Annotated in this window: 27 protein-coding genes and 4 tRNA genes; 15 read left to right on the top strand and 16 right to left on the bottom strand. The window is 66.2% G+C overall.

Going from position 1 to position 26,086, the window contains the following annotated elements; translation table 11 throughout:
* Positions 1–5: 5 nt before the first annotated feature.
* The 7 genes from secE to ACQPZ2_RS05885 form a co-directional block, all read right to left on the bottom strand.
* Positions 6–389: a preprotein translocase subunit SecE gene (gene secE, locus ACQPZ2_RS05915; protein WP_040696019.1), complete on the bottom strand. Its 384-nt coding sequence runs from the start codon at positions 387–389 to the stop codon at positions 6–8.
* Between the two features lie 106 nt (positions 390–495).
* A tRNA-Trp gene (locus ACQPZ2_RS05910) sits at positions 496–568 on the bottom strand.
* A gap of 231 nt (positions 569–799) precedes the next feature.
* Positions 800–1,864 carry a fused (3R)-hydroxyacyl-ACP dehydratase subunits HadA/HadB gene (locus ACQPZ2_RS05905; protein WP_433527334.1) on the bottom strand — a complete coding sequence of 355 codons (1,065 nt, stop codon included), beginning with the start codon at positions 1,862–1,864 and terminating at the stop codon, positions 800–802.
* Between the two features lie 183 nt (positions 1,865–2,047).
* Positions 2,048–2,218 carry a 50S ribosomal protein L33 gene (rpmG, locus tag ACQPZ2_RS05900; RefSeq protein WP_011211653.1) on the bottom strand — a complete coding sequence of 57 codons (171 nt, stop codon included), beginning with the start codon at positions 2,216–2,218 and terminating at the stop codon, positions 2,048–2,050.
* 43 nt (positions 2,219–2,261) lie between these two features.
* Positions 2,262–2,337: transfer RNA gene (locus ACQPZ2_RS05895), tRNA-Met, on the bottom strand.
* Positions 2,338–2,411: 74 nt separating this feature from the next.
* Positions 2,412–2,484 (bottom strand) — tRNA-Thr (locus ACQPZ2_RS05890).
* 144 nt (positions 2,485–2,628) lie between these two features.
* The gene (locus tag ACQPZ2_RS05885) at positions 2,629–3,120 is read right to left on the bottom strand and encodes a YajQ family cyclic di-GMP-binding protein (RefSeq protein WP_433524641.1); all 492 of its coding nucleotides are present in this window, start codon (positions 3,118–3,120) and stop codon (positions 2,629–2,631) included.
* A 205-nt stretch (positions 3,121–3,325) separates the two neighbouring features.
* Between ACQPZ2_RS05885 and ACQPZ2_RS05880 the strand changes: the two genes are divergently transcribed.
* Positions 3,326–3,408 (top strand) — tRNA-Tyr (locus ACQPZ2_RS05880).
* 141 nt (positions 3,409–3,549) lie between these two features.
* Here ACQPZ2_RS05880 and ACQPZ2_RS05875 read toward each other — a convergent pair.
* Entirely contained in the window at positions 3,550–3,702 is a 153-nt protein-coding gene (locus ACQPZ2_RS05875; RefSeq protein ID WP_433527333.1) for a hypothetical protein, read from the bottom strand.
* Positions 3,703–3,974: 272 nt separating this feature from the next.
* Between ACQPZ2_RS05875 and ACQPZ2_RS05870 the strand changes: the two genes are divergently transcribed.
* The gene (locus ACQPZ2_RS05870) at positions 3,975–4,439 is read left to right on the top strand and encodes a MarR family transcriptional regulator (RefSeq protein WP_433524640.1); all 465 of its coding nucleotides are present in this window, start codon (positions 3,975–3,977) and stop codon (positions 4,437–4,439) included.
* 18 nt (positions 4,440–4,457) lie between these two features.
* Here ACQPZ2_RS05870 and htpX read toward each other — a convergent pair whose 3' ends face one another.
* Both htpX and ACQPZ2_RS05860 read right to left on the bottom strand, forming a co-directional pair.
* Positions 4,458–5,339, bottom strand: coding sequence for a zinc metalloprotease HtpX (htpX, locus tag ACQPZ2_RS05865; RefSeq protein ID WP_063045447.1), 882 nt, complete (start codon positions 5,337–5,339; stop codon positions 4,458–4,460).
* 110 nt (positions 5,340–5,449) lie between these two features.
* Positions 5,450–6,472, bottom strand: coding sequence for a polyprenyl synthetase family protein (locus ACQPZ2_RS05860; RefSeq protein ID WP_040696101.1), 1,023 nt, complete (start codon positions 6,470–6,472; stop codon positions 5,450–5,452).
* A gap of 194 nt (positions 6,473–6,666) precedes the next feature.
* On the opposite strand from ACQPZ2_RS05860, the gene ACQPZ2_RS05855 reads away from it, so the two are divergent.
* The 3 genes from ACQPZ2_RS05855 to ACQPZ2_RS05845 all read left to right on the top strand — a co-directional run bounded on the left by ACQPZ2_RS05855 (position 6,667) and on the right by ACQPZ2_RS05845 (position 8,869).
* On the top strand, positions 6,667–7,947 hold the full coding sequence (locus ACQPZ2_RS05855; protein WP_433524639.1) for a geranylgeranyl reductase family protein: 1,281 nt from the start codon (positions 6,667–6,669) through the stop codon (positions 7,945–7,947).
* Between the two features lies 1 nt (position 7,948).
* Complete coding sequence (locus ACQPZ2_RS05850; protein WP_040696108.1) at positions 7,949–8,362, top strand: helix-turn-helix transcriptional regulator; 414 nt, start codon at positions 7,949–7,951, stop codon at positions 8,360–8,362.
* Between the two features lie 72 nt (positions 8,363–8,434).
* On the top strand, positions 8,435–8,869 hold the full coding sequence (locus ACQPZ2_RS05845) for a VOC family protein (protein WP_063045424.1): 435 nt from the start codon (positions 8,435–8,437) through the stop codon (positions 8,867–8,869).
* Between the two features lie 48 nt (positions 8,870–8,917).
* Here the strand turns inward: ACQPZ2_RS05845 and ACQPZ2_RS05840 are convergent, their stop codons facing one another.
* Complete coding sequence (locus ACQPZ2_RS05840; protein ID WP_433524638.1) at positions 8,918–9,424, bottom strand: DUF2505 domain-containing protein; 507 nt, start codon at positions 9,422–9,424, stop codon at positions 8,918–8,920.
* Between the two features lie 40 nt (positions 9,425–9,464).
* Here ACQPZ2_RS05840 and ACQPZ2_RS05835 point away from each other — a divergent pair, with 40 nt between their 5' ends.
* From ACQPZ2_RS05835 to ACQPZ2_RS05820, 4 genes are all read left to right on the top strand, one after another.
* Positions 9,465–9,947, top strand: coding sequence for a DUF3592 domain-containing protein (locus tag ACQPZ2_RS05835; protein WP_063045442.1), 483 nt, complete (start codon positions 9,465–9,467; stop codon positions 9,945–9,947).
* 89 nt (positions 9,948–10,036) lie between these two features.
* Positions 10,037–11,179, top strand: coding sequence for a glycosyltransferase family 4 protein (locus ACQPZ2_RS05830; protein WP_433524637.1), 1,143 nt, complete (start codon positions 10,037–10,039; stop codon positions 11,177–11,179).
* Positions 11,180–11,328: 149 nt separating this feature from the next.
* Positions 11,329–12,042 carry a demethylmenaquinone methyltransferase gene (locus tag ACQPZ2_RS05825; protein ID WP_433524636.1) on the top strand — a complete coding sequence of 238 codons (714 nt, stop codon included), beginning with the start codon at positions 11,329–11,331 and terminating at the stop codon, positions 12,040–12,042.
* 150 nt (positions 12,043–12,192) lie between these two features.
* Positions 12,193–16,380, top strand: a complete 4,188-nt coding sequence (locus tag ACQPZ2_RS05820) for a molybdopterin-dependent oxidoreductase (RefSeq protein ID WP_433524635.1) — start codon at positions 12,193–12,195, stop codon at positions 16,378–16,380.
* A 10-nt stretch (positions 16,381–16,390) separates the two neighbouring features.
* Here the strand turns inward: ACQPZ2_RS05820 and ACQPZ2_RS05815 are convergent, their stop codons facing one another.
* Positions 16,391–17,425, bottom strand: a complete 1,035-nt coding sequence (locus tag ACQPZ2_RS05815) for an aldo/keto reductase (RefSeq protein WP_433524634.1) — start codon at positions 17,423–17,425, stop codon at positions 16,391–16,393.
* An 81-nt stretch (positions 17,426–17,506) separates the two neighbouring features.
* Here ACQPZ2_RS05815 and ACQPZ2_RS05810 point away from each other — a divergent pair, with 81 nt between their 5' ends.
* Positions 17,507–18,121 carry a TetR/AcrR family transcriptional regulator C-terminal ligand-binding domain-containing protein gene (locus tag ACQPZ2_RS05810; RefSeq protein WP_433524633.1) on the top strand — a complete coding sequence of 205 codons (615 nt, stop codon included), beginning with the start codon at positions 17,507–17,509 and terminating at the stop codon, positions 18,119–18,121.
* Positions 18,122–18,257: 136 nt separating this feature from the next.
* Here the strand turns inward: ACQPZ2_RS05810 and ACQPZ2_RS05805 are convergent, their stop codons facing one another.
* Entirely contained in the window at positions 18,258–18,836 is a 579-nt protein-coding gene (locus tag ACQPZ2_RS05805; RefSeq protein ID WP_433524632.1) for a TIGR03086 family metal-binding protein, read from the bottom strand.
* 188 nt (positions 18,837–19,024) lie between these two features.
* On the opposite strand from ACQPZ2_RS05805, the gene ACQPZ2_RS05800 reads away from it, so the two are divergent.
* Entirely contained in the window at positions 19,025–19,261 is a 237-nt protein-coding gene (locus tag ACQPZ2_RS05800) for a hypothetical protein (protein WP_433524631.1), read from the top strand.
* Positions 19,262–19,410: 149 nt separating this feature from the next.
* Positions 19,411–19,641, top strand: coding sequence for a hypothetical protein (locus ACQPZ2_RS05795; protein WP_063045412.1), 231 nt, complete (start codon positions 19,411–19,413; stop codon positions 19,639–19,641).
* Between the two features lie 13 nt (positions 19,642–19,654).
* On the opposite strand, the gene menD is transcribed toward ACQPZ2_RS05795, so the two are convergent.
* The 3 genes from menD to ACQPZ2_RS05780 all read right to left on the bottom strand — a co-directional run bounded on the left by menD (position 19,655) and on the right by ACQPZ2_RS05780 (position 22,973).
* Entirely contained in the window at positions 19,655–21,298 is a 1,644-nt protein-coding gene (gene menD / locus ACQPZ2_RS05790; RefSeq protein ID WP_433524630.1) for a 2-succinyl-5-enolpyruvyl-6-hydroxy-3-cyclohexene-1-carboxylic-acid synthase, read from the bottom strand.
* Positions 21,299–21,753: 455 nt separating this feature from the next.
* A complete protein-coding gene (locus ACQPZ2_RS05785) occupies positions 21,754–22,197 on the bottom strand; it encodes a DUF6918 family protein (RefSeq protein WP_063045408.1) in 444 nt (147 codons plus the stop codon).
* Between the two features lie 86 nt (positions 22,198–22,283).
* Positions 22,284–22,973, bottom strand: coding sequence for a PaaI family thioesterase (locus tag ACQPZ2_RS05780; RefSeq protein WP_433524629.1), 690 nt, complete (start codon positions 22,971–22,973; stop codon positions 22,284–22,286).
* Positions 22,974–23,098: 125 nt separating this feature from the next.
* On the opposite strand from ACQPZ2_RS05780, the gene ACQPZ2_RS05775 reads away from it, so the two are divergent.
* From ACQPZ2_RS05775 to menE, 3 genes are all read left to right on the top strand, one after another.
* Complete coding sequence (locus tag ACQPZ2_RS05775) at positions 23,099–23,992, top strand: 1,4-dihydroxy-2-naphthoyl-CoA synthase (protein WP_063045406.1); 894 nt, start codon at positions 23,099–23,101, stop codon at positions 23,990–23,992.
* Between the two features lies 1 nt (position 23,993).
* The gene (locus ACQPZ2_RS05770; protein ID WP_433524628.1) at positions 23,994–24,386 is read left to right on the top strand and encodes a VOC family protein; all 393 of its coding nucleotides are present in this window, start codon (positions 23,994–23,996) and stop codon (positions 24,384–24,386) included.
* A 357-nt stretch (positions 24,387–24,743) separates the two neighbouring features.
* Positions 24,744–25,904 carry an o-succinylbenzoate--CoA ligase gene (gene menE / locus ACQPZ2_RS05765; RefSeq protein WP_433524627.1) on the top strand — a complete coding sequence of 387 codons (1,161 nt, stop codon included), beginning with the start codon at positions 24,744–24,746 and terminating at the stop codon, positions 25,902–25,904.
* Positions 25,905–26,086: the final 182 nt, after the last annotated feature.

Genomic DNA, 26,086 nt, shown 5'->3' with positions numbered 1-26,086 from the left:
ATCAGCTAGCCGAACAGCCAGTTGACACCCTTGATGAACGCCAGATCCAACCCGCTGATGAACGCGACCATGAAAATCACGAACACCAGAACAACGCTCGTATAGGTGACCATCTGCTTCCGGTTGGGCCAGATCACCTTGCGCAGTTCCGCGACTACTTCGCGCAGGAACTTGATCAAACGCTTGAACGGGTTACCCGTCTTCTTGCGTTCGGCCCGATCGGTCTTCTTGGCTGCCTTGCCCGATGTGGGCCGATCGATCGTGGCGACCGAGCCCGAATCGGCATTGCGACTGCGCCGCGCGGACCGCTTACCGCTCGGCCGAGCCACCGCGGCGGTGTCGTCGTCCTCGGCATGCGCGCCGTGGCGATTATCCCGCTCGTCGCTCACGCCGTCGCCTCGCTACGCTCGGCGCCGCCGTGCGCGATGCGCGCTGTGCCAATGGCTCGCTCGCTACGCTCGCTCACGTCGATCCTTTCGTCGCTGGCATCCAGGGCAGGGGCGACAGGACTTGAACCTGCAACCTGCGGTTTTGGAGACCGCTGCTCTGCCAGTTGAGCTACGCCCCTTCGGTTGGACGATCCAGCTGTCCAACCACTGTTCTGTGTTCAGTTGTCGTTCTTCCACCTGGTGTCACACAACACGCGCGCCACTCCGGCAGTTGCCGGCCCCGTCGGCGAATCCTTGCGGACTCACCTGGAACCAGCCCTTGCAGAGCAGCGCGCAGCGGCTGGTGACCCCAGAAATCTGAGTGTACGTTACCGCCTGCGGCATTTGCCAATCAGGGTCGCTCGACCAGGTCAGGCCAGTTGGACCGTCGCGGTGGCGCGTCCGAAGATCTTCTTGCCCGCCGACTTCGCCACGATGGCGACGACCGCGGTCCGGGTCTCCGGATCCACCGACTTCACCTTACCCGTGAACTCGACCTCCGCAGGCTCCTCGGAGCCCACGTAGACCGGGCTGGTGAAGCGGACGTTGTACTCCTTGACCGCGCCGGGATCGCCGAGCCAGGAGCTGACGAAACCGCCGCCGAGGCCCATGGTGAGCATGCCGTGCGCGACCACGTTGTCCAGGCCGACCAGCTTGACGACCTCGTCACTCCAGTGGATCGGATTCGCGTCGCCGGAGACGCCCGCGTAGTTCACCAGATCGCCGCGGGTCAGCCGGACGGTGCGCGGGGGCAGCTCGGCGCCGACAGCGACGTCCTCGAATTTGATCGCGTGCTTGCTCGGCACGATCGCGGGCACCACGGGCGCGGGCGCCGCGAGTGCATCGGTGGCCGCCCCGGTGCGCGGATGGTGGCTCGGTGCGTCCTCGCCGATGCCGTGCATGAGCACATTGCGGACCGCGCCCTGCAGGTTCGGATCGATATCGCCGCCGCTGCGGCCGATCAGCGTGGTGTAGGTGGTGAGCACCACCTCGTCCTGCGCGGTGACGATGTTCTTGGTGACGATGATGTCGCCGCCGAAGGCCTGCCGGAACGAGTGCAGGTAGACATCGCAGACCAGCTGGTCGCCGACCTTGATCGGCCGGCGGAATTCCAGGATCTGATCGGTCTGCATGATCTGGCTCAGGTCGTAGCCCGTGACGATCTGCTCGAAGAGTTTGCGCTGAGCCAGAATTCCGACCAGGGAGATGAAGGTGACCGGGGCGAGCAGGCTGTCGTAGCCGTACTCCTGCGCGGCGTCCTCATCCCAGTGCACCGGGTGGTAATCCTGCACGGCGCGGGCGTATTCACGCACCTTCTCGCGGCCGACCTCGTAGTAGTCGTCGACGCGGTAGTGATGACCGACCATCGCCGCGGCGTGCGCCGCGGGGTCGAGTTCTTCGTCCGCTGCGACCGCTTCGTCTGTACCGGTGTTGATTGTCACGGGAGGACTGTACCTATCTGACCCCGAGCCCCGGAGTCGACGGAGCGTTCAACCACCGCACTCGAGTCGGAAAACACGTCAGGGCCGGACATATGTCCGGCCCTCGCAAGTGTCACGACCCGAGAATCCGGGACGAACCCGGAAGCCAATCAACGCGGCAGCGGCACGCGTGGTGGACTAGCGGGATTCGCGGTGCGCCCGGTGGGTACCACAGTTCGGGCAGAACTTCTTCAGCTCCAGCCGATCCGGGTCGTTGCGCCGGTTCTTCTTGGTGATGTAGTTGCGGTGCTTGCACTGCTCGCAGGCCAAGGTGATCTTTGGCCGGACATCGGTGGACTTCGCGGCCACGATATTCCTTCTTTCGGGTCAACCAGATGGTCTGATCGGTCTTTGGTAGCGATGGCCGGACTTGAACCGGCGACACAACGATTATGAGTCGTTTGCTCTACCGACTGAGCTACACCGCCACGGGGTCGCATTGCTCGGTGATGCCGCGCCCAACCTTGGAGATGCCGAGTCGGTCACCACCGGCAATCCGGCGAGCCCCCTAACGGAATCGAACCGTTGACCTTTTCCTTACCATGGAAACGCTCTGCCGACTGAGCTAAGGGGGCATGACTAGCTCCGCACCGTGACCAACGTTCAGGACTCCGGCGCGGCGAAGTCTTGAACGAGGTTACACACTCACCGGTCGCACCTCCAAACCGGGTGGTCAGAGCGGCTTTTGCGGCCACACGCGGCGGCCGCGACGACGCCGCCTACCGATAATTGACGAACTGCAGCGCGATGCCGAAGTCCTCACCCTTCAACAATGCGATCACCGCCTGCAGATCGTCGCGCTTCTTACTGGAGACGCGTAGTTCGTCACCCTGGATCTGCGCCTTGATGCCCTTGGGCCCCTCGTCGCGGATCTTCTTGGAAATTTTCTTCGCATGCTCGGCGTCGATGCCCTGCACCAGCGTGCCGGTGATTTTGTAGGTCTTGCCGGAGGCCGCGGGCTCGCCGGCATCGAAGGCCTTGAGCGAGATATCGCGGCGAATCAGCTTTTCCTTGAATACGTCGAGCGCCGCCTTGACCCGCTCTTCGGCCTCGGCACTGAGCACGATCTTGTCCTCACCGGACCATTCGATACTCGCGCCGGTGCCACGGAAGTCGTAGCGGGTGTTCAGCTCCTTCTCCGCCTGATGCAGCGCGTTGTCGACCTCCTGACGGTCGACCTTGCTGACAACATCGAAAGACGAATCGGCCACACTTCGCTCCTGTCCTGGCGGTCCAACGGGTCCCAGCTGACCCTTTCGAGCGACCTGCAAGCAGTCGCCGGCGACCAGATGATCCGGTCACCGTCAGTTCTACCCCGGAGCGCGACCGTAGTCCCGTCGCATGGCCGATGGCCAGCCGGTTTGCATTCAGGGTGCAGGTTCGTTGTAAGCTGCTCTGCGCGTCGAGAAGCGCGACGGCAGGTTGCCCGAGCGGCCAATGGGAGCAGACTGTAAATCTGTCGGTGAAAGCCTACGTAGGTTCGAATCCTACACCTGCCACCGAAAACCCCCGCCGATCATCATGATCGGCGGGGGTTTCTCATTTCCGCGGGCATTTACCGCTGTCGAAGTGCGGCCGGGTCGGTCGCATTCAGGGTTGCCACGAGTTCGTCCTCTTCGTATCTGAAATGGGTTTCCAATTCATTGGCGAGACGGTCGAAATTCGGTGCGCACCTGGGCCGCGTCGGCACTGTTCGGCAACTGTTGCAATTCGGCGAGTGCCGCGGCGACCACACCGTGCTCTCGCCGCAACCGCTCGACCACCGGAGCCAATTCGGGATGCTGGCGGACCAGCGCCGGAAAGACACCGTCTCCTCATTGATGTGATGCTCATGTAGAGCACCACAGAGTGGTTGCGCAGATCCTTTGGCAGGCTTGGGATTTCACTCGAGTCGTCGAGCTCTCCGAGTTGTCCGCCGAAGTCGGCTGTGTATCTGTCATGTCCCGCGTCCTTCCGGATCGCCGGGCGGACCGGCGACCGCCGGTATTAGCCTTGCCAGCGAGATTAGATTTTGCTTTGCAAGCGAAATTACTTTGTAGATAAAGGTTATTTGGAGGTGTGCGGGTTGCCGACGGGTGCGCGTGGCATCGAGGTGGACGAGGGCATTCGGAGTCTGCTGCTGCTCATGCCGCGGGTGGTGGGGCGGGCCAAGAAGATGCGCGTTCCCGAAGAGCTGCAATCGTTTTCGCTTGCTCCGCGGCATCTGTCACTGCTGGCGAATCTGGTGTTCGAGGGGCCGATGACAGTGAACGAGCTGGCCGCACGGCTGGAAGTCGCACCGACGACCGTCAGTCTGATGGTGGGCGATCTGAGCCGTCAGGGGGTGCTGGAACGCCGCTCGGATGCGGCGGATCGCCGTCGGACCATCGTCGCCATCGCGGCGGCGCACGAGAAGTCGGTCAATGCCTGGCTCGGTGGCAGTGCGCGGGCCTGGCGGAAGGTGCTCGAGCCGTTGGATGCCGAGCAGCGGCGGATGTTCGTCGACACGCTACGGGCGTACGAACAGGAACTCGCGACCGAACACGATTGAACGCGTCGGGTCCGCCGATCAGTAGTTGCGGGGCCCGCCCGCCATTTCCTCGAGCCGGGCGATGCGCTCGGCCATCGGGGGGTGGGTGGAGAACAGGCGTGCCGCACGCTCACCGGCCCGGAACGGGTTGGCGATCATCAAGTGCGACTGGGCAGTCAGCTGCGGCTCAGGGGGCAGCGGGGCGGCCTGTACGCCACGCTCCAGCTTGCGCAGCGCCGAGGCCAGGGCGAGCGGGTCGCCGGTCAGCTCGGCGCCGGATTGGTCGGCCTGATATTCGCGGGAGCGGGAGACCGCCAATTTGACCAGGGTCGCGGCGATCGGGCCGAGCAGTGCCACCAGGATCACGCCGAGGATATTGGGGCCCTCGCCATTGCGGTTACCGCCGAACATCGAGGCGAAGAAGGCCAGGTTGGCCAGGCCGGAGATGACCGCGGCAAGTGCGCCCGCGATCGAGGAGATCAGGATGTCGCGGTTGTAGACGTGCGATAGCTCGTGGCCCAGTACCGCGCGTAGTTCGCGCTCGTCGAGGATCTGCAGGATGCCGCTGGTACAGCAGACGGCGGCGTGGCGCGGATTGCGTCCGGTCGCGAAGGCGTTGGGGGCGTTGGTCGGGCTGATATAGAGCCGCGGCATCGGCTGACGCGCCGTGGTCGCGAGCTCGCGCACGATGCGATAGATGACCGGGGCCTCCAGCTCACTGACCGGCTGCGCGTGCATCGCCTTGAGCGCGATCTTGTCGCTGTAGAAATAGGCATAGGCATTCATGCCTACGGCGAGCAGGACCGCCAGGAACAGAATCATCGGGCTGCGGAACATCGCCCCGGCGAACACGATCAAGGCCGAGAGGCCGACCATGAGCCCGAACGTCTTCAGCCCATTCGCATACCCGTGCCCGTGCATACGTCTCCTTGCCCACTCCCCCGTCCGTCGAGTGTCTTACGGCAGATCAACGATAGAGATCGGGTGCAAAGTTCCGGATGTGATCCAGTCCGGCGCGCCGGTGCGAACCATCAGCCGACGCGTTCGATGGTGTAGCGGACCAGGCGCTCGAGTGCGTCGTTGGCCGGGCCCGACGGCAGCGCGGAGAGTTCGGCGTGCGCGATATCGGCATAGCTTTGCAGCTTCTCCTTGGCCAGCACCATGCCGCGGGAGTGGGCGAGCAGGGACAGCGCCTCCTCGACCTCGTCGTCGGTCTGCAGCGGGTGGGCCAGCAGTTTGCGCAGGCGGTCGCCATCGGCGCCCTCGTCGCGCAGCGCGTACAGCACCGGCAGGGTGTGCACGCCCTCGCGCAGGTCGGTGCCCGGCGTTTTACCGGATTGTTCGGCAGCCGAGGAGATGTCGATGATGTCGTCGGAGATCTGAAAGGCGGTGCCGACCGCATCGCCGAGCCGGGCCAGCCGCTCGACGTGTTCGGCATCGGCGCCGGAGAAGGTGCCGCCGAAGCGTCCGGCGGCGGCGATCAGCGAGCCGGTCTTCTCCCAGACCACGCGCAGGTAATGCTCGACCGGATCCTGGGATTCGCGGGCGCCCATGGTTTCCCGCATCTGGCCGGTGACCAGTTCGGCGAAGGTTTCGGCGATGATCCGCACGGCATCGGGGCCCAAAGTCGAGGTGAGCCGTGACGCGTGCGCGAAGAGATAGTCGCCGGCCAGGATGGCGATGCTGTTGCCCCAGCGCGAATTCACGCTCGGTGCGCCGCGGCGCATCGGGGCCTCGTCCATCACGTCGTCGTGGTAGAGGGTCGCCAGGTGCACCAGTTCGACCACGGTGCCCGCCGTGATCAGCGCCGGATCGGTGGGACGCGGACCGAGCTGGCCGGTGAGAATGGTGAACAGCGGGCGGAATCGCTTGCCCCCGGCCTTGGCCAGATGCAGCGCCGCCTCCTGTAGGAACAGTTCGCCGTCGGACAGTTCATCGATCAGGAGTTTTTCGACATCGATGAGGCCATTGCGCACGGTCTCCGCGAGCTCGGTATCACCGAGATCGACTCCGGCCACCACCGTGCTCTCATCACTCACAGCCGATGTGCTCATCTCTTCTCCCAGCGATGCGTCCGACCCCACGGTAGAGAACCTAGCGTGTCCCCGCCGCGCGGCCCATGAACACCGTCACTATGCGGTGTATCAGACACTTTTCCATATCGTTTACCGACCTCATCGATCGCATGGTCTGCGCCACGGGCAGGCTCCATCGACACGAACCGAATGCTCCTGCGAGTATTGAGCGCATGGGTTCACCGGATGTCACCCCCGCGGGCGGGGACGGGGAGACGCAGAGCGCGATTCCCACACAGACCGAAGTGCTCGTGGTCGGTGCCGGGCCGGCCGGATCGGCCGCCGCCGCCTGGGCCGCGCGGGCCGGTCGCGATGTCCTGCTCATCGATTCCGCAGTCTTCCCACGTGACAAGACCTGCGGCGATGGACTCACCCCGCGTGCGACCGCCGAATTGGAGCACCTCGGACTCGGCGACTGGCTGCGCGCGCACACCGTGAATCACGGCCTGCGGCTGACGGGTTTCGGTCGCGCGGCGCTGCTGCCGTGGCCAGGCGGTTCCTTCCCAACGTATGGAAGTGCCATTCCCCGAACCGAACTCGACGACAAGCTGCGTGAGACAGCTGTGAAGTCCGGGGCCAGGACGCTTGATGGCACGAAAGTGATCGATGTCATCCGCGAGGGTGTCCGCGTCACCGGTGTGACGGTGAAGACGGCGGAGGGCACCCGTTCGATCGGATGCAGGACGCTCGTCGTAGCCGACGGTGTCCGCTCCCCGATCGGCAAACTGCTCGGCCGAACCTGGCATCGGCAGTACGCCTATGGCACCGCGGCCCGCGCCTACATCAAATCCGCGCGCAGCGACGACCAGTGGATCACTTCGCATCTGGAGCTGCGCAATGCCGACGGCGACTTGGTGCCCGGCTACGGCTGGGTGTTCCCGCTGGGCAATGGCGAGGTGAACATCGGCGTCGGCTCGCTGGCCACCGAGCAGCGGCCCTCGCATATCGCGCTGAAACCGCTGCTGGAGCACTACACCTCGTTGCGCCGCGAGGAGTGGCAGTTCGAGGGCTCGCTGCGGGCGGTCGCGTCCGCACTGCTTCCGATGGGCGGGGCGGTGTCGAATGTCGCGGGGCGCAATTGGGTGCTGATCGGCGATGCCGCGGGCTGTGTGAATCCGCTCAACGGCGAGGGCATCGATTACGGACTGGAGGGCGGGCACATGCTCGCCGAGCTGCTGGACGAACCGGATCTCACGAAGGTGTGGCCGGAGCTCTTGCGTACCCGCTACGGTCGGACGTTCTCGGTGGCGCGGCGGATCGCCGGTCTGGCGACCCACCCCAGGATGGTGCCGATAGGCGGGCCGCCGGTGATGCGGTCGAAGTATCTGCAGCGCACCGCGGTTCGGGTGATGGGCAATCTGGTCACCGACGAGGATCTGGATCTGACGGCCAGGGCCTGGCGGGCCGCGGGCCGGGCGTCCTACCGCTTCGACGAACTCGCACCCTTCACCTGAGATGACCGGATTACCCGCGCTCTACCTCCTTCCGCATCTGCGGCGGGCGCGGGATCTCGCGGACCGCAACTATGCCGAGCCGTTGAATCTGGACGAATTGGCCGCCGCCGCAGGGGTTTCGAAATATCACTTCCTGCGCGCGTTCGCGGCCGTATACGGCGTGACGCCCGCGGCGTATCTGGCGGAGCGGCGGATCGAGCGGGCACAGGACTATCTGCGGGCCACCAACCTCACCGTGACCGAGGTCTGCATGCTGGTCGGGTACAGCAGTCTCGGGTCGTTCAGCAGTAAGTTCCGGCAGTTGGTCGGGGTGACACCGTCGGAGTATCAGGCCAAATTCGCGGATGGCGCGCCGCGGATTCCCGGCTGTTACGTGTTCATGCACGGGCTGTCGGATCGCAAGCCGCGGGACTGAGTGCTCAGCGGTTCGCACAACTCAGCAATTTCGGAGAAGCGTCCGGGTCGACGCGCTTCCTAGCCTCTGTGCATGACTATTACCAATGTCTCGCTGGTCACCGTGTACGTCACCGACCAGGACGCGGCCAAGCAGTGGTACACCGAAAAGCTGGGGTTCGTCGAGACCAGCGATGTGACCATGGGCGATAACGGATTCCGCTGGGTCAGCGTGGCACATCCCGATCATCCCGAACTCGAAATCACCCTGATGATTCCCGGACCGCCGCTGGACGACAATCTCGCCGACGCCATCCGCCGGGCCCTGGCCAATGGCACCAACGGCGCGCTCGGCCTGAAGACCGACGACTGCCAGAAGACCTTCGAGGAATTGACCGCCAAGGGCGTGGAGTTCATCCAGCCGCCCGCCGAGCGGCCCTATGGCACCGAGGCGATCATCCGGGACAACTCCGGCAACTGGCTGGTGCTGGTGGAACCCAAGGAATTCAGCCCGGAGGATTTCGCCTAGCCGAAGAGCCGGGCACGCCCCGGCTTTCGCCGGGGCGTTCGGAACAGGTCAGGCGCTCGCCTGCGCGGCGACCCACTTCTCGATATGTTTGCGCTCGCTCACGAGCACCCGATGATGCAGCTGCTCGGCCAGCGGTTCGATGGCACCGCCGACCAGCGGCACCTTGACCCGCACGGTGCCGACGACCTCGATCTCGGACCCCTCGACGGTCGGGCGCAGTTCATAGGTGCCCGACATTTCACTGCTGATGCCGCCGGTGGCGCCCTCGAAGGTGCCCTTGGCGATTTCGCCGTCCAAAGCCTGCCAGTTGTCGGTGCGCGAGAGCACCAGTTCGCTCTTGAGTACCTTGCTCACGATGCCGGGAACCTTGTCATCGCTTGCCTTTTCGGTCATATGTATGCGGATGGTGTCCGTGCCCTGCGGATGCGAGAGATCGAGTGTGGCGGTCTGCGCATCGGCGAACCGGGACTGCCAGACGTCATCGGTGGTGAGTGCCCGGTGAAGATCTTCGACCGGGACGGCGTAGGGCACGGTGAAGCTGAATTTTCGGGGCATGGCCGCAAACGGTATCGGAGGCGGCAAGTAGCCTGTTGTGGTGTCGGAAACCAGCCAGTCTGAAAGGCGTTCGAACCGCCTGCGGCGGGCCAGGATCGGGGTACTGACGGCGGCCGTCTTCCTCAGCGCCCTCGTCGTGCTGCTGGTGCTGGCCGCCTGGCGCAACGACTATCTGATCAGCTCCGACAAGGGTGTGACCTCCGCCGAGGTGCTCTCGGCCGGGCGGCTGCGTTCGGCGGTCATCTATGTCACACCGGACGGAAAGACGCACAATCCCAAGGTCGGGGTGCTGTACCCGACCAACCTGACCGCCGGTGAGCGGATCAACGTGGAGTACAGCCGCAAGGACCCGGATCTGGTCCGGGTGGCCGGACGTGACGTGCGGGTCGCGATTCAGCCCGCGCTGTCGGTGATCCTGGTGGTGTGGGCGGTCGCGCTACCCACGATGTGGCTGCTGCTGCGGGCGCAGCGCCGTACGCCTGGCCCGGTGAACGGATCTCGCGCGGCGGCCGGCGCCGCCTGAGGCGAGCGGCCCCGACAGTTCGCCGGATCTTTGCGTATCGGTCATTTCGACGTGACGGCGTGGCGCGTTGCGCGGGTCAACCTGGGATGGTGCGAGTAGCCATCGTTTCGGAGTCGTTCCTGCCGAATATGAACGGCGTCGTCAATTCCGTGCTCCGGGTGCTGGACCACCTGGACCAGCACGGGCACGAGGCGCTGGTGATCGCGCCGGATACGCCACACGGGCTGCCCGCCGCGCCACGGGTGTACAAAAGATTCCCGGTGCATCTGGTACCAGCGGTGATGGTGCCGAAGGTCAGCTCGCTGCCGGTGGGCCTGCCGCAGCCCGGGATCACCGCCGCGATCGACGAATTCGATGCCGATGTGGTGCATCTGGCCTCGCCCTTCCTGCTCGGCGCGGGTGGTCTCGGTGCGGCGATGCGGTTGGACCTGCCGACGGTCGCGATCTACCAGACCGATGTGGCCGGATTCGCGAAGAGTTATGGGCTCGGACTGGCCAGTCGAGCTGCCTGGGCCTGGACGCGACGGATTCACGAGGGCGCGACACGGACGCTGGCACCGTCTCGCGCGGCGGCCGAGGATCTGGGGCGGCACGGTATTCCGCGGGTGCACCGCTGGGGCCGCGGTGTCGATATCGGCCGGTTCACGCCGTCGGCGAAGCTGCCGGAGCTGCGAGCCTCCTGGCTGCGCGGGCAGGACAAGCTGCTGGTGGGGTTTGTCGGGCGGCTGGCTCCGGAGAAGCATGTGGAACGGCTGGCGGTGCTGGCGGGCGATCCGGCGATCCAGCTGGTGATCGTCGGGGACGGGCCGGAGCGGGCCCGGTTGGCGCGGATGATGCCTACCGCGATCTTCACCGGGGAACTCGGTGGTGCCGAGCTGGCGCAGGCCTACGCGAGCCTGGATGTGATGGTGCACGCGGGTGAACACGAGACGTTCTGTCAGGGCGTGCAAGAAGCCCTGGCCGCCGGGGTTCCGGTGATCGGGCCGGACGCGGGTGGACCGCGCGATCTGATCGCGCACTGCCGCAACGGCTACCTGCTGCCGGTGGATCGCTTCGCCGAGCTGTTACCCAGTGCGGTTGCGGCGCTTCGTGATCCGCTACTGCGGGCGCGATTCGCCGCGGCCGCTCGCAAGTCGGTGCTGCACCGGACCTGGCCCGCCATCTGCACCGAACTGATGGGCCACTACGCCGACGTCACGGGGATCCGGACCCAGTTGCCGCACACCGCGTAAATCGTTTGTGAGTTTCACGACCTCCGAAAGCCGATTACGGGGTGTGACCATGGAAAAGACCGGCGCATCCGATGGTGATGCGGATTGTCTGGGCCAGCTCGGCGCGGGAGTCTCGCCCGGCATGTGTTACGCGCGGTAGGTTCGGGGGCGTGGCGAAAACAGAGCAGCGGGAACCGGTTCGGGCTTCGCTGGATAAGCAGCCGCACGAGGTCGCGTCGATGTTCGACGGGGTCGCGAAGCGGTACGACCTGACCAACACCGTCATCTCCTTGGGACAGGACCGATATTGGCGCTGGGCGGTGCGCAAGGCAGTGGCGCCACGGCCGGGTGAGCGCGTGCTCGACCTCGCCGCGGGCACCGGTATTTCGACGCTGGACCTGGCGAAATCCGGTGCCTGGTGCCTGGCGGCCGACTTCTCCCAGGGCATGCTCGCCGCCGGCAAATTCCGCAATGTGCCGATGGTGGCCGCCGATGCGACCGCACTGCCCTTCGCCGACGATTCGTTCGACGCGGTGACCATCTCCTACGGTCTGCGCAATATCTCCGAGACCGATACAGCGCTGCGCGAGATGCTGCGGGTCACCAAACCGGGCGGGCGGATGGTGATCTGCGAGTTCTCCACGCCGATCGTGCCGATCTTCAGCACCATCTATCTCGAGTACCTGATGAAGGCGCTGCCGAAGGTCGCGGTGGCGGTGAGCAGTAATCCGGATGCCTACGTCTACCTCGCCGAATCCATCCGGGCCTGGCCGAATCAGCGGCAGTTGGCGCTGCGGATCGCCGATGCGGGCTGGTCGTCGGTGAAATGGCGCAATCTGACCGGCGGGATCGTCGCACTGCACCGCGCTTACAAATTGGGCTGACCGCCGAATTGAACTGAGCTCCTGGTCGCGGCATATTTTCGTGGCGTACGCCACACCTCACGGGGGAAATTTGCCGTGGTGAGGTTAATTGTCATCTGTCGATAACGTTGGGTAAATCGGCCGCAATCGGCGGTGCGCATGATCGGTGGCATGACCGATGCAGGCACCGATCGCGCGAGCACCGCCAGAACGGTGTGCTCGTACTGCGGCGTCGGCTGCGGCATCGTCGTCGAGACCCGCGCGGGTGCGAACGGTGCGCCGGTCATCGCCAAGGTCCGCGGTGACAAACTGCATCCGACGAATGCGGGCCGGCTGTGCACCAAGGGCGCGACCCACCAGGAGTTGATGGCGGCGCCGGGGCGGATGGAGACCGCATACCGTCGGCCCGAGCGCGGTCAGGTGCCCGTACCGGTGCCTGTCGACGAGGCAGTGCACGAGGTGGCCACCCAGCTGCGGGCGATCCTGGACGAATACGGACCGGACGCCATCGCGCTGTACGTCTCCGGGCAGATGTCGCTCGAGGCGCAGTACCTGGCGACCAAGTTGGCCAAGGGGTATCTGCGGACCAAGCACATCGAGGCCAATTCCCGGCTGTGCATGGCCAGCGCCGGAACCGGCTACAAGCAGTCGCTCGGCGCGGACGGGCCGCCCGGCTCCTACGACGACTTCGAACACGCCGATCTGTTCTTCGTGACCGGCGCGAATATGGCCGACTGCCATCCGATCCTCTATCTGCGCATGATCGACCGGGTCAAGGCGGGGGCCAAGCTGATCGTGGTGGATCCGCGGCGCACCGATACCGCGGCGCGGGCCGATCTGTTCCTGCAGATCGCACCGGGTACCGATCTCGCCCTGCTGAACGGGCTACTGCACCTGCTCGTCGAAAACGGTGATATCGACTCGGACTTCATCGCCGAGCACACCGAGGGCTGGGCGGCGATGCCCGAATTCCTCGCCGACTACCCGCCGAACCAGGTCGCCGCGATCACCGGGCTCGCCGAGGACGATATCCGGACAGCAGCGCGCTGGATCGGCGAAGCCAGTGCATGGATGTCGCTGTGGACCATGGGACTCAACCAATCCACCCACGGCACCTGGAATACCAACGCGCTCTGCAACCTGCACCTGGCCACCGGGGCTATTTGTCGTCCCGGCAGCGGGCCGTTCTCGCTGACCGGTCAGCCGAATGCCATGGGCGGGCGCGAAATGGGCTATATGGGTCCGGGTTTGCCCGGGCAGCGCAGCCTGCTCTCCCCCACCGACCGCAGCTTCGTGGAGACCGCGTGGGGCGTCGAGCCGGGCACGCTGCGCACCGAGTCCGGACCGGGAACGATCGAGATGTTCCGCGAGCTGTCCGAGGGGCAGATCAAGGCGGCCTGGATCATCTGCACCAATCCCGTTGCCACCGTCGCCAATCGGAAGACCGTGATCGGCGGGCTGGAGGCGGCCGAGCTGGTCATCGTGCAGGACGCCTACACCGATACGGCCACCAACTCCTACGCCGACATACTGCTGCCCGCGACGCTCTGGGCCGAAGCCGATGCGGTGATGGTGAATTCGGAGCGCAATGTCACGTTGCTGCAGCGCTCGGTGGATCCGATCGGCGATGCCCGTCCGGACTGGCTGCTGATCGCGCAGGTCGCCACCGCGATGGGCTTCGCGGGCTTCGAATACTCCTCCAGTGCCGAGGTTTTCGACGAGATCAAGCAGTTCGCCAATCCGGCCACCGGATACGACCTGCGTGGCATGAGCTATGAGCGGTTGCGCGAGGGGCCGATGCAGTGGCCGTGCGCCGCGCCCGACAGCGCGCGCAACCCGATCCGCTACCGCAATGACGGTGTCAGCCAGGAACTTTTCGTCGACGATGCCGGGCGCCAGCCCCGGTTGGCCTTCGCGACGCCGAGTCGTCGCGCGGTGTTCTGGCCGCGCCCGCATCTGGCGCCGGCGGAGATGCCCGACGACGACTACCCGTTCATGCTCAATACCGGCCGGCTGCAGCATCAGTGGCACACCATGACCAAGACCGGCAAGATCGACAAGCTGACCAAACTGACCGGCCAGCCGTTCGTCGAGGTGCATCCCGAGGATGCCGAGCGGCTCGGGGTCGAGGCGGGTGACCAGCTCGAAATCGCCTCCCGACGCGGTCGAGCGGTGCTGCCGGTGCAGATCAGCGACCGGGTGCGGCCCGGTGATTGCTTCGCGCCGTTCCATTGGAATGACGAGCAGGGCGAATATCTGACGATCAATGCCGTGACCAATGACGCGGTGGACCCGGACTCGTTGCAGCCCGAATTCAAGGCGTGCGCGGTGTCGTTGCGGCGCGTCGCGGTGATGCCGAAAGCGGCCGAAAGCCCTTCGGTGGGAGTGCCGGAAACCGCCGCGAACCGTGGTTCGCACCCGCTGGCGGTGATGCTGGGGCTCGACGCGGGCACAGCGCCGACGCTCAGCGAGACCGAACGTATCTATCTCGCCGGATATCTCTCGGCACTGCAATCCCTTCCGGTGACCGGTCAGCCGGTGCTGCCCGAATCCGCGCCGCTGGCCAAGAACAGTCGGCTGTGGATCGACGGACTGTTGGCCGGTATGTATTCGCGAAGCGCGGCAACAGAATCCGCGGCCACCGACGATATTCCCGACGAACCGACCCGGCCGATCACCGTGCTGTGGGCCTCACAGACCGGAACCGCGGAAGAGTTCGCGGCGACGACGGCCGCTCGCTTGGCCGAATCCGGTTTCGCGCCGCGGCTGCTCGATATGGACTCGTGCGAACTCCACGAACTCACCGGGGATGTACTGGTGATCAGCAGCACCTTCGGCGACGGCGGACCGCCGGATAACGGCACCGACTTCTGGGAACGCCTGGACGACAGTGTGATCCGATTGACCGGCATGCGGTTCGCGGTGTTCGCACTCGGCGACTCCTCCTATGACGACTTCTGCGGCCACGGTCGCAAACTGGACGCGAAACTGACCGAACGCGGGGCCACCCGTCTGCTCGCACGTGTCGACAGCGAACCCGATTACGAGGAAGCGGCGGCGCGCTGGCTCGACGAGGTGCTCGCCGTACTGGACGGTGGTACTGGCGAGACGAGTCCTTCCGGTCCCGGCGGAACTCGGATGCCCGAGCGGTCCTCCGGGGCCACGATGGTGCTGCCGCGCACCGCACCGCCGCTCGGCCGAAACCAGAGCCCGGGCCCCGCACCGTTCACCCGCAACGCGCCGGTGACCGCACCGCTGGTGCGCAATGAACCACTGTCGCATGCCGGATCGCCGAAAGAAGTGCGCCAGTTCGGCTTCGATCTACGCGGGCTGAAAGCGAACTACGAGGTCGGCGATTCGCTCGGGGTCTGTCCGACGAACGCCGATTCGATGGTGGCGGAATGGCTCCTTGCGACCGGGCTGGACGGCCGTCGGATCATCGAATTCGACGACCAGGAGTTGTCGCTGGCCCAGGCGCTGCGGACCCGTTACGACATCACGAAGGTCAGCCACGATCTGCTCACCTTCATCGCCGAACGCAATCCCAACAACCGCCTGGCGAAACTGCTGCGCCGCGACAATCGCAATGAACTCGACAACTACCTGTGGGACCGGCAGGCGGTCGATGTGCTGCGCGAGTTCCCGGTGCGCGCCGATCTCGTCGAATGGCTCGGCACGCTGAAAAAGCTGCAGCCGCGCCAGTATTCGATTTCGTCGAGTCCGCTGGTCAGTCCCGACGAGGTGCAGCTCACCGTGGGTGTTGTCCGGTACGGCGACCCCGCCGCCATCGGATCCGCCGCACGGCGCGGTGGGGTGTGCTCGACCTTCCTCGCCGACCGCGCCGACGCCGCCGAATCCGCGGTGCCGATCTTTCTGCAGCGCGCCCCGCACTTCCGGCCGCCGCTCGATCCGACCGCACCGATGATCATGGTCGGCCCCGGCACCGGCATCGCGCCCTTCCGCGGCTTCCTGCAGGAACGCCGTGCCCTCGGCTGCAGCGGCCGCAACTGGTTGTTCTTCGGCGATCAGCATGCCGCCCAGAACTTCTACTACCGAGCGGAATTGGAGGATATGTTCCGCTCGGGCTTCCTCACCCGACTCGATCTGGCCTTCTCCCGCGACCAGCGCGAGCGGATCTACGTGCAGCACCGGATGATCGAGCACGGCGCCGAGCTGTGGTCCTGGCTGCGCGACGGCGCGCACTTCTATGTGTGCGGTGATGCGGCACGCATGGCCAAGGATGTCGACGACACCCTGCTGACCATTGCCAGGATCCACGGCAAGCTCGACGAGGACGGGGCGCTGGCGTTCCGGAAGCAGTTGGTTGCCGAGAAGCGCTACGTTCGCGACGTGTACTGAGCCGATCCCCTCACACCGCAGGAGCACTCAGGCGCGCAAAGTCCGGCAGCCGGTAGTACGGGTAGTAGGGGTACGCCGGGGTAGTCGCGCCGGCCTTGTCGAGGCGCGCGATCTGCTCGGCATCGAGCTCCCAGCCGACTGCGCCGAGGTTCTGGCGCAGCTGCTCGGCATTGCGCGCGCCGACGATGACGGTCGACACCGTCGGACGGCGCAGCAGCCAGTTGAGGGCGATCTGTGGGACGGTCTTACCGGTCTCCGCGGCGAGTTCGTCGAGGACGTCGACCACGTCGTAGAGCTTGTCGTCATCGACCGGCGGACCTGCCTCGGCGGTCTGATGCAGACGGCTGCCCTCCGGAAGTGGTTGGCCGCGGCGGATTCTCCCGGTCAGCCGACCCCAGCCGAGCGGGCTCCACACCACCGCGCCGACACCCTGGTCCAGGCCGAGCGGCATGAGCTCCCATTCGTAGTCGCGACCGACGAGTGAGTAGTAGACCTGATGGGCGACATACCGGGTCAGGCCGTGCCGGTCCGCCGCGGCAAGGGATTTCATCAGCTGCCAGCCCGCGAAGTTGGAGGCGCCGAGGTAGCGGATCTTGCCCGCGCGCACCAGATCGTCCAGTGCCGCAAGGACTTCCTCGACCGGAGTGTGCGCGTCGAAGGCGTGCAGTTGGAACAGGTCGATGTGGTCCGTGCCGAGCCTGCGCAGCGCCCCCTCGACCGCCTTGATCAGGCGCGAACGGCCGGAACCCGCGTCGTGCGGACCGGGACCGGTCGGCAGGCTCGCCTTGGTCGACAGCAGCAGCTGGTCACGCCTGCCCTCGATAGCCGCACCGAGTACCTCCTCGGAGGCGCCATCGGAATAGACATCGGCGGTATCGAACATCGTGACGCCCGCATCCAGGCTGATATCGACCAGTCGGCGCGCCTGCTCCGCATCGGTATCGCCCCACGCGCTGAACAGTTCGCCCCGCCCACCGAAGGTGCCCGCGCCGAAACTCAGCGCCGGGACGAGCAGACCTGATGCGCCGAGCCGCCGGTACTCCATGATGACTCCTAAAGGGTCTATAGTTCCGTTAATGCTCTGAACATACACCTGTCGGGTTACAAATGAAACTGGAGTTCCTTTATGGAGGCTGACACTGCGACCCCCGGCTCGGTTCGCCCTGGTGGACGCACCGCGCGCGTTCGCGAGGCCGTGCTGCAGGCGGCGGGTGATCTACTCGCCGAGCGCGGTTTCGCGCACCTGGATCTGACCGAGGTCGCTGCGCGCGCCGAGGTCGGCAAGACCACGGCCTACCGCCGCTGGCGCAACTCCACCGGACTCGTCGCCGACCTGCTCGTGGATATGGCCGAACAATCGCTGCCGCGCGCGGATACCGGGTCCCTACTCGGCGATCTCACCGCCAACGCCCAGCTGGTCGCCGAAACCCTCACGGACCCTCGACAAGGCAAGCTCTTCCAGGCCGTCATCGCCGCTGCCACCTGCGACGAAACCGCCGCAGCCGCCCTACGCCGCTTCTACGACATCCGCCTGACCGAATGGACCCCCTGCATCGACGACGCCATCGCCCGCGGCGAAATCCCCGAAAACACCGACGCCCGCGCCGTCCTGACCGCCGTCTCGGCCCCCCTCTACTACCGCCTCCTCGCCAGCGGCGACCCGATCGACGACGCAGCCGCCCGCACCGCCGCCGCGGCCGCCACCCGAGCCGCCTCAGCAGGCATCTTCACGAAGCCATGAACAAGATCAGGTGGAACTGGTGGCGGGCCCTTCGGGCGATACCGCCACAGATTCCACCTGATCTTGATCGAGGCAAGGTGTTGCGAGTTATTCGGTGGAGGGGCGGGGTGGTTGTGGCCCGGGGGGGGCGAGGTGATCAGCGGGGCCAGGAGGGGGCGCGGCCGGTGAGTCCGACGATGCGGTCCAGGGGCGGGGCGGTGTCGGGGAGTTGGACGACAGGGCCGAACATGCCCGGAGTGCCTTCGGGTGGTGTGTCCCTGAGGAATTCGAGCAGGACGGTCAGGTGCACCGGGTCGACTGTCAGTTGCTGATCGGTAGCGCGGGCGAGATCCCAACTGTGGACAACGATTTCGTCCAGCGCGATCGTGGCCATGACGACCGCCGGGGCGGATACCCCGCCCGCTTCGGTTTCGCCGTCCCAGGCCGCCGGATCACGCCAGGCCTCGACGAGTGCCTTCAGTTGGGCCGGAATGCGAGAACGCCAGTCGGCGGGCAGGGCGCCGTCCGGGCCGATGGCGGGCGCGACCGAACGGCCGACCGCTTCCTTGGTCGCGGCCTGGCGGAAGGCCTCGGTGAGTCCGATGACGTGGACGAACAGGTCGCGCACGCTGGTATCGGTGCAGGGTGTCGGCGCGCTCAGCTGATCGTCGGTGATGGCGCCGACCACCGCCTCCAGGGCGGCAGCGGCCGGTTCGAGATCGAAATTCGGGTGCATCGGGTCCTCCTCGGCAACGGACATCACCGATTGAGACGGCACGCGCCAACAGAATTCATCGGTGCCACGATCCGAGCCGCCGCCGACCGCGTCGGGATCGATCCGATGCCGTGCGAGGCCTGCCCGCCGCCGTTCATCGCAACCAAGTCGTAGCGGCGAAAAGTGCTGGAAAAGCGGAGAATTGGTAGATGAAGGGCGATCGGGTGGAGATCGTCGTCGACTTCGGCGACGGGTCTCGCAGTTATGAAGTGGTCGCGACGCGGGCCGGACGCAAGGTCGAGGTGCGCATCGCGCGTGGCGTGGTCGAGGTCAGCGAAGTAACGCGAACGGGCGTCGCGGTGCGGACGGCGCGGTTCATGGCGGGGCGCACACTGGCGCTCGTCGAATTCCCGGCGAATGGTTCGGATCCGGTCGACGGCGAGTAGCAGGTGGGTTGCCGCGCGGCCGGACTAGGAGCATTCTCAACAGTGTTGGACTGGTTGTCCGCCTGCGCTGTGATTCCCGCAGCACCTGGAGTTCGCTCGGCAGAGCATCGGGTACCCAGCCGAAAAGCACGCGCGGAGAGGAACGAACGATGACCGATCCAAGCACGTCCCGCACCGTCGACGCGGTTTCGGAAGCCGACTACGTCGAGCAGAACGTCCCCGCCTACCCCGAGATCGTCGATGACACCGACGACAGCTCCGACCGCGAGCTCGCGGCAGCGGTCGATCGAGATGCCTTCGACGCCAATCCGGCCGATGTCGTGGAACAGTCGATCCCGGTGCCGCTCGACGACGATCGCGATTCCGAGCCGGAGTACTGATCGGCCCGTCGGCTTACGGCGCGATCTTGGCCCGCACCGTCGCGTGCAACTCCCGCAGACTGGAACGCTCGGTCGCGACTTCGAGCACCCGCAACCCGTGCGCGTGCCCGGCCAACTCGACCGCCAACTGCTCGGTATCGACCTGCTTGTGCGGAATCCGGTAGGCGGCACACAGCGCGGCCAAATCCATTCCGTGCGGCGTACCGAAAACGCGCTCGAAAACACCGGCGTACTGCGGATCACCCTGTTCCAGGAGTTCGAAGATGCCGCCGCCGTCGTCGTTGGCGACCACGATGGTCAGATCGGCGGGGCGGGGTTCGCCGCGGCCGATGAGCAGGCCGGAGGCGTCGTGCAGGAAGGTGAGGTCACCGATCAGCGCGATGGTGCGCCCGGTGTGGTGCAGCGCCGCGCCGACGGCCGTGGAAACGGTGCCGTCGATACCGGCCACGCCACGATTGGACAGCACTCGGACACCCGGCCGCGGCGGCGAGACCAGGGCCGCGTCACGCACCGGATTGGATGCCCCGAGCAGCAGCTGATCGCCCTCGCGCAACGCGTCCATGACCACTGCGGCGACGTGCAGCCCGGTCGGTTTCGGGTGGCTGGCCAGTTCGGCGCGAACGACTTGAACGGCCTTAGCATCGAGTTCGCGGCAGTACGCGAGCCAGTCCGCACTCGGCGCACCCGTGGTAACCGCCCGGGTTCCGGTGCCGACCACATTGCCGGACACATCGGGCCAGCGCGGGCCGGTGGTGAGCGCGTAGACGGTCACGGCCGGATCCGCGAGCACTTTCGCGACCTGGCGATGCAGCGTCGGCCGCCCGGTGATGATCGCCTGCCGCGGCTTCAGCAGCGGCAGGGCCAGCGGATGCAGGGCCGGACCGTGCATCGGGGCAGTGGGTTCGGCCACTGTCGGCAGCTCGGCCAGTTCCGGCCGCAAGCCCGCGCCGTGGCCGGAGATGACGACCGTATCGGGCGTCAGGTCGAGATCGAGCGGCACATCGAGCGTCGCATAGCGGGTGCACGTCCACGCCTCGCCGCCAGGGCGGCCCTGAGGTGCCCACTCGTCCGGCATGTGATCCGGCACCAGCGGCTCGCGCAGCGGAATATCGAAATGCACCGGCCCGGCATTGCCGGAACGGGTGCCACGGGCCGCCGCGAGTACCCGGCAGACGGCCGAACGCCACTGGCTGTTCTGCTGGCCGTAGGGCACGCCGCCATCGGCGTCCGACTCCTCCTCGGCGAGTCCGAGGCTGATCGAGGCACGGACCTGGCTACCGAACAGCCCGAACTGTTCGACGGTCTGATTGGCGCCGGAACCGAGCATCTCGTAGGGCCGGTTGGCGCTCAGCACCACCAGCGGTACACGGGCGTAGTTCGCCTCCAGCACGGCGGGGCCGAGATTGGCGACGGCGGTCCCCGAGGTCATCACCACCGGCACCGGCAGTCGACTGGCGATGGCGAGTCCGATGGCCAGGAAGCCCGCGGTTCGCTCGTCGATGCGCATGTGCAGGCGGAGCCGGCCTGCCGCATCGGCCGCCTGCAGCGCGAATGCCAGGGGCGCGTTTCTCGACCCCGGGCACAGAACGACGTCTCGCACACCCCCGCGCGCGAGCTCGTCAACGACCACTTGCGCCTGTGCTGTAGACGGATTCACATCTCCAGCCTCTCAGACAGTTGCTTCGACGTCTTCGTCACCCTGCTCACAATGGCACCTCGCCAGCGCTCGGCACCATTGTGCCCCGAGGGCGCTGTGCCGTTGGTTCGCTCGCTGCGCTCCCTCACGCTGTCGGGGGTTGGCGGAAAATTCGCCCCGCGTCCACCACCGGACGCGGGGCGCTCAGCGCCCGTGGTCGGCCGAATCGCCGTGCGCGACAATGAGCGTCGCCGACGCACCCACCACGGAGCGAGTTCCATGCGCGAACGCAGTGAGCCACAAAAAACACAGCCGCCCACGCGGTCATGCCGGAGCCGAGCGCTAGCGAGGCGCAGGCACCAGCGAACGCAGTGAGCGACAAAAAACACAGCCGCCCACGCGGTCATGCCGGAGCCGAGCGCTAGCGAGGCGCAGGCATGAGCGCGATACGCGGCGCCGTAGCGCCGCAATCCAACTCAGGCGTGCCGCTGCACGAGGTCGCCCAGCCGCGGCAGGGCCTCGATGACGTTCTTCTTGGCCGAGGAACGCATCGACGAGTAGACCTTCTTCAGCGCCGGACGCGTCGAGGCGTCGGCACGCGCGTCGGTCACCGCGAGCAATGCCTCGGCGACCTCGTCCGACTTGGCGACCAGCAGGTCGGCGAACTGGCCGGACCCCGTCGCCGAGTATTCCTGCCAGAACGGCTCCAGCTGCGAGACGAGCTTGGGCGCCAAGGACTCCAGCGCGTCCGGGACGATGGACGGGCTGATCTTCTTGACCGCCGCGTAGCCACCCTTGACGGCCAGGCCCGACGCACCACCCTTGTCCGACACCTCGGCGTCCAGAACCTCCTTGGCATCGGCAAGGAAGGCCGTGCGCTTTGCGTCGTCGAGCAGGGATTCAGACAGTGCTGCAACCACTTTCAGGTTCCTCCGGGATCGATGTCGATGAACGAGCGCACGTCACTATACGCACTGGTGCGCAGAGTCACACGGCACTCATCGGGCTACGGCTGCCACGGCAGCAATTGGACCATCAATCCTTCACAATCCGCGAGGACATTGCCCTGCTCATCGACCAGTTCCGCGGTTATGTACGTTTTGCGCCCTTCGATGCGATCGACGCGCCCCCGCACGGTCAGCGGTGTCTGCAACGGAGTGATTTTGCGGTAGTTCACATGGAGATACGCGGTGCGGCTGATCGGCCGTCCGGCGTAATGCACGATCATGCCGAGCAGATCGTCGAAGAGCAGTGGGAGCACGCCGCCGTGTGCCGCGCCGTTGCCGCCGAGATGGAAGCGACGGAATTCACCGGTCATCACGATGCCGTCGGGTCCGGCCTCGATCACCTGCCACGGCAGCAGCAAAAGGCTGCCGCGCCCGGGCAATTCGACCGCCCGGCCCGCCGGGCCCTGGAGCTCGGGTGCGCGATACGGCTCGAGCAGATCGATGAGTTCGCGGGTCCGGTCGAGTGCCTCGCCGTAGATCTCGTCGGGGGCGTCCACGGAGACCACCAGATCCTGCAGCGTGCGCATGGCCTCGACGAACGGGCCGAAGTCGGCGCCGACTCGCGCGCGGGAGACCTTGGGGAAGCCGCCGTGCTTCTCGTACCGGGATTCGTCCACCGCGCTGTTGTCGATGCGCGGACCGGACCGCCCGGCAACGCGCTCTGGAACCCGTTTCACTGCCTCGCTCATACCTGCACGGTATCGCGTTGTTATACACCGTCAAGTCGTACCGTCCAGTAATGGAATCGGCACCATAGAAGTTCGCATGGAAGTCGCTGGCATCCGAAACATCGGTGGGGGCAATAATCACTGGGGTGACGTTCAATCCGAAGCTGTGGCGGCCCGTTCCTGGGTTCGAGAACCTGACCGACATCACCTATCACCGGCATATCGAGCAGGGCACCGTCCGGGTGGCCTTCGATCGGCCGGAGGTGCGCAATGCGTTCCGCCCGCATACGGTCGACGAGCTCTATCGCGCGCTCGATCACGCCAGGATGACCCCGGACGTCGGCGCGGTGCTGCTCACCGGCAACGGTCCCAGCCCCAAGGACGGCGGCTGGGCCTTCTGCTCGGGCGGCGACCAGCGCATTCGCGGCCGCAGCGGCTACCAGTACGCGGACGGCGATACGGCGGACACCGTCGACCAGGCGCGCGCGGGCCGCCTGCACATCCTCGAGGTACAGCGGCTGATCCGGTTCATGCCGAAGGTGGTCATCGCGCTGGTCAACGGCTGGGCCGCGGGCGGCGGGCACAGTCTGCACGTGGTCTGCGATCTGACCCTGGCCAGCCGCGAGCACGCCAGGTTCAAGCAGACCGACGCCGACGTCGGCAGCTTCGACGGCGGTTACGGCAGCGCCTATCTCGCGAAAATGGTCGGCCAGAAATTCGCGCGGGAAATCTTCTTCCTCGGCCGCCCCTACACCGCCGAGGAAATGCATCAGATGGGTGCGGTGAACAAGGTCGTCGATCACGCCGAACTGGAAAATGTCGCACTGGAGTGGACCGCCGATATCAACGGCAAATCCCCACAGGCCCAGCGCATGTTGAAGTACGCGTTCAATCTGCTCGACGACGGTCTGGTCGGTCAGCAGCTCTTCGCGGGCGAGGCCACCCGGATGGCGTACATGACCGATGAGGCGGTCGAAGGCCGCGACGCCTTCCTGGAAAAGCGCAAGCCGGACTGGACCCCCTACCCCTGGTACTTCTGACATGGACATCCTCAGCAGCCGGGTCATCCTGCGGCCCGCCGACTACCAGGCAACCCTCGCGTTCTACCGCGACGGACTCGGCTTGGCCATCGCGCGCGAGTATCCGGGCGGCACGGTTTTCTTCGCTGGACAGTCGCTGGTCGAGGTGGCCGCGCACGGCGGATCGGGCAAATCGACCACCTTCGAAGGCGCGCTCTGGCTGCAGGTTCGCGACATTTCGGACGCGGCGGCGGAGCTTGCGCTGAAGGGGATCCGCATCGAGCGCAAGCCGGTGCGCGAGCCGTGGGGACTGATCGAAATGTGGGTGCGCGATCCGGACGGCGTGCCGATCGTTCTGGTCGAAGTTCCCGCCGAGCATCCGATCCGGCGGGATTCGCGCTGGTCACCGGACTGATCACACCGGCAGCGGCGGCGCGGCCGGTCCGGCTCGAGTTGCCAATGCCGACCCCGGCGAGGACGATAACCACGGATGACCGCCCGACCGCCGACGTCCGGGTGAGCACCGACTGAGTACCGTCCTCCGAGTGAATCGCAGTCTCGATGTCCGGCGTACCCGACTTCTTCTCCCCTGACGCGGCCGAACCCCCAGCGCGCCGCCCCAGCAAACCGACCCCTGCCGCGTGCGGTCGTGTCGACATGACACGATCAGACTCGTGAGGGAGCGCAGCGAGCGAACCATGAACACAGCGCGCCTGCGCATGACGGCGCCGAGCACCAGCGAGGTGCGGTCGCGCACGACGGGGGCGAAATCATGAGCCGCACCCTGCGGACGCTGCCGATGCCGACCGGATCCGGGCTCGGCGATGTCATGCCGCATCTACGAGAAGTGTTGGAGGGCAACGGCCCGGCGTGGTTGCCGATACCGACCAGCGACCGCCGGGAGGCCCGGCGGCTGAGCGATGCACTCTCGCCCGGCGAACTGATCGATGACGAGGCGGCACTGGTCGTGACCACCTCCGGCACCACCGGTGTGCCGAAGGGCGCCATGCTCAGCTCCGCCGCGCTGCGGGCCAGCGGGACCGCGACACACGATCGACTCGGTGGTCCCGGCACCTGGCTGCTTGCGCTGCCGACCCATCACATCGCGGGCATTCAGGTGCTGCTGCGCAGCATTCTGGCCGGTACCGAACCCAGCGTGCTCGACGTTTCCGGCGGCTTCCTCCCCGAGGCGCTGGCCGGCGCGATTTCCGGTATGCGCGGTGAGCGCCGCTACACCGCGCTGGTGCCGACCCAGCTCATCAAGGCGCTGGAGGCGCCCACCGCGGCGGCAGCACTTGCCAAGTTGGACGGCGTGCTCGTCGGCGGGGCGGCCACTCCTGCGCCGGTCTACGAACGCGCGAAAGCGGCCGGTATCAACGTCGTTCGCACCTACGGCATGAGCGAAACCTGCGGCGGCTGTGTGTACGACGGAGTTCCGCTCGACGGCACCGAGATTCGCATCGAGGACGGTCGCGTGCTGCTCGGCGGCGCGATGATCGCCATCGGCTATCGCGGCCACCCCGACCATCCCGCGTTCGCCGAACCCGGCTGGTTCCGCACCGAAGACGCGGGCACCTACGAGAACGGCGCGCTCAGGATCAGCGGACGGCTCGACGAGGCCATCATGACCGGCGGACTGCTCGTCATCCCGCAGGTCGTCGAGGCCGTGCTGATCACCCATCCGGGCATCAGCGAGTGCGTGGTGCTCGGTCTGCCCGACGATCGGCTCGGCCAGCGGGTCGCGGTCGCGGTGGTCCCCGCTCCCGGCGCCACCCCGACCCTCGAGGAGCTGCGTGATCACGTCGTGCGCGAACTCGATTCCATCGCCGCACCGCGCGAGCTGGCGCTGCTGGACGAGCTTCCGCTGCGTGGCCCCGGCAAACCCGACCGCGTAAAACTTCGCGAACGCTTGTCCGCCTCCCCGCGTATTTAGGCGCCAGACCCAGGTGCCACCACAGCTGCGTCGGCGACCGGCGATGACGTCGTTACCGAGTTAGCCCATACCCGACGAGTTACCCATGTTCTCCCGAAATCAGTTGTTACGTTTGCCGCGTTGACCTAGCGGTGCATGAGCACGCGATCGTGGTGCAAGGTCGCGCGACATCGTGATGCAAG

Origin of the sequence: Nocardia pseudovaccinii (assembly GCF_050942345.1) — a bacterium.
In the GTDB taxonomy this organism is placed as follows: domain Bacteria; phylum Actinomycetota; class Actinomycetes; order Mycobacteriales; family Mycobacteriaceae; genus Nocardia; species Nocardia pseudovaccinii.
Note: the sequence above shows the minus strand (reverse complement) of the source record. Positions and strands in the feature narration are given on the sequence as shown.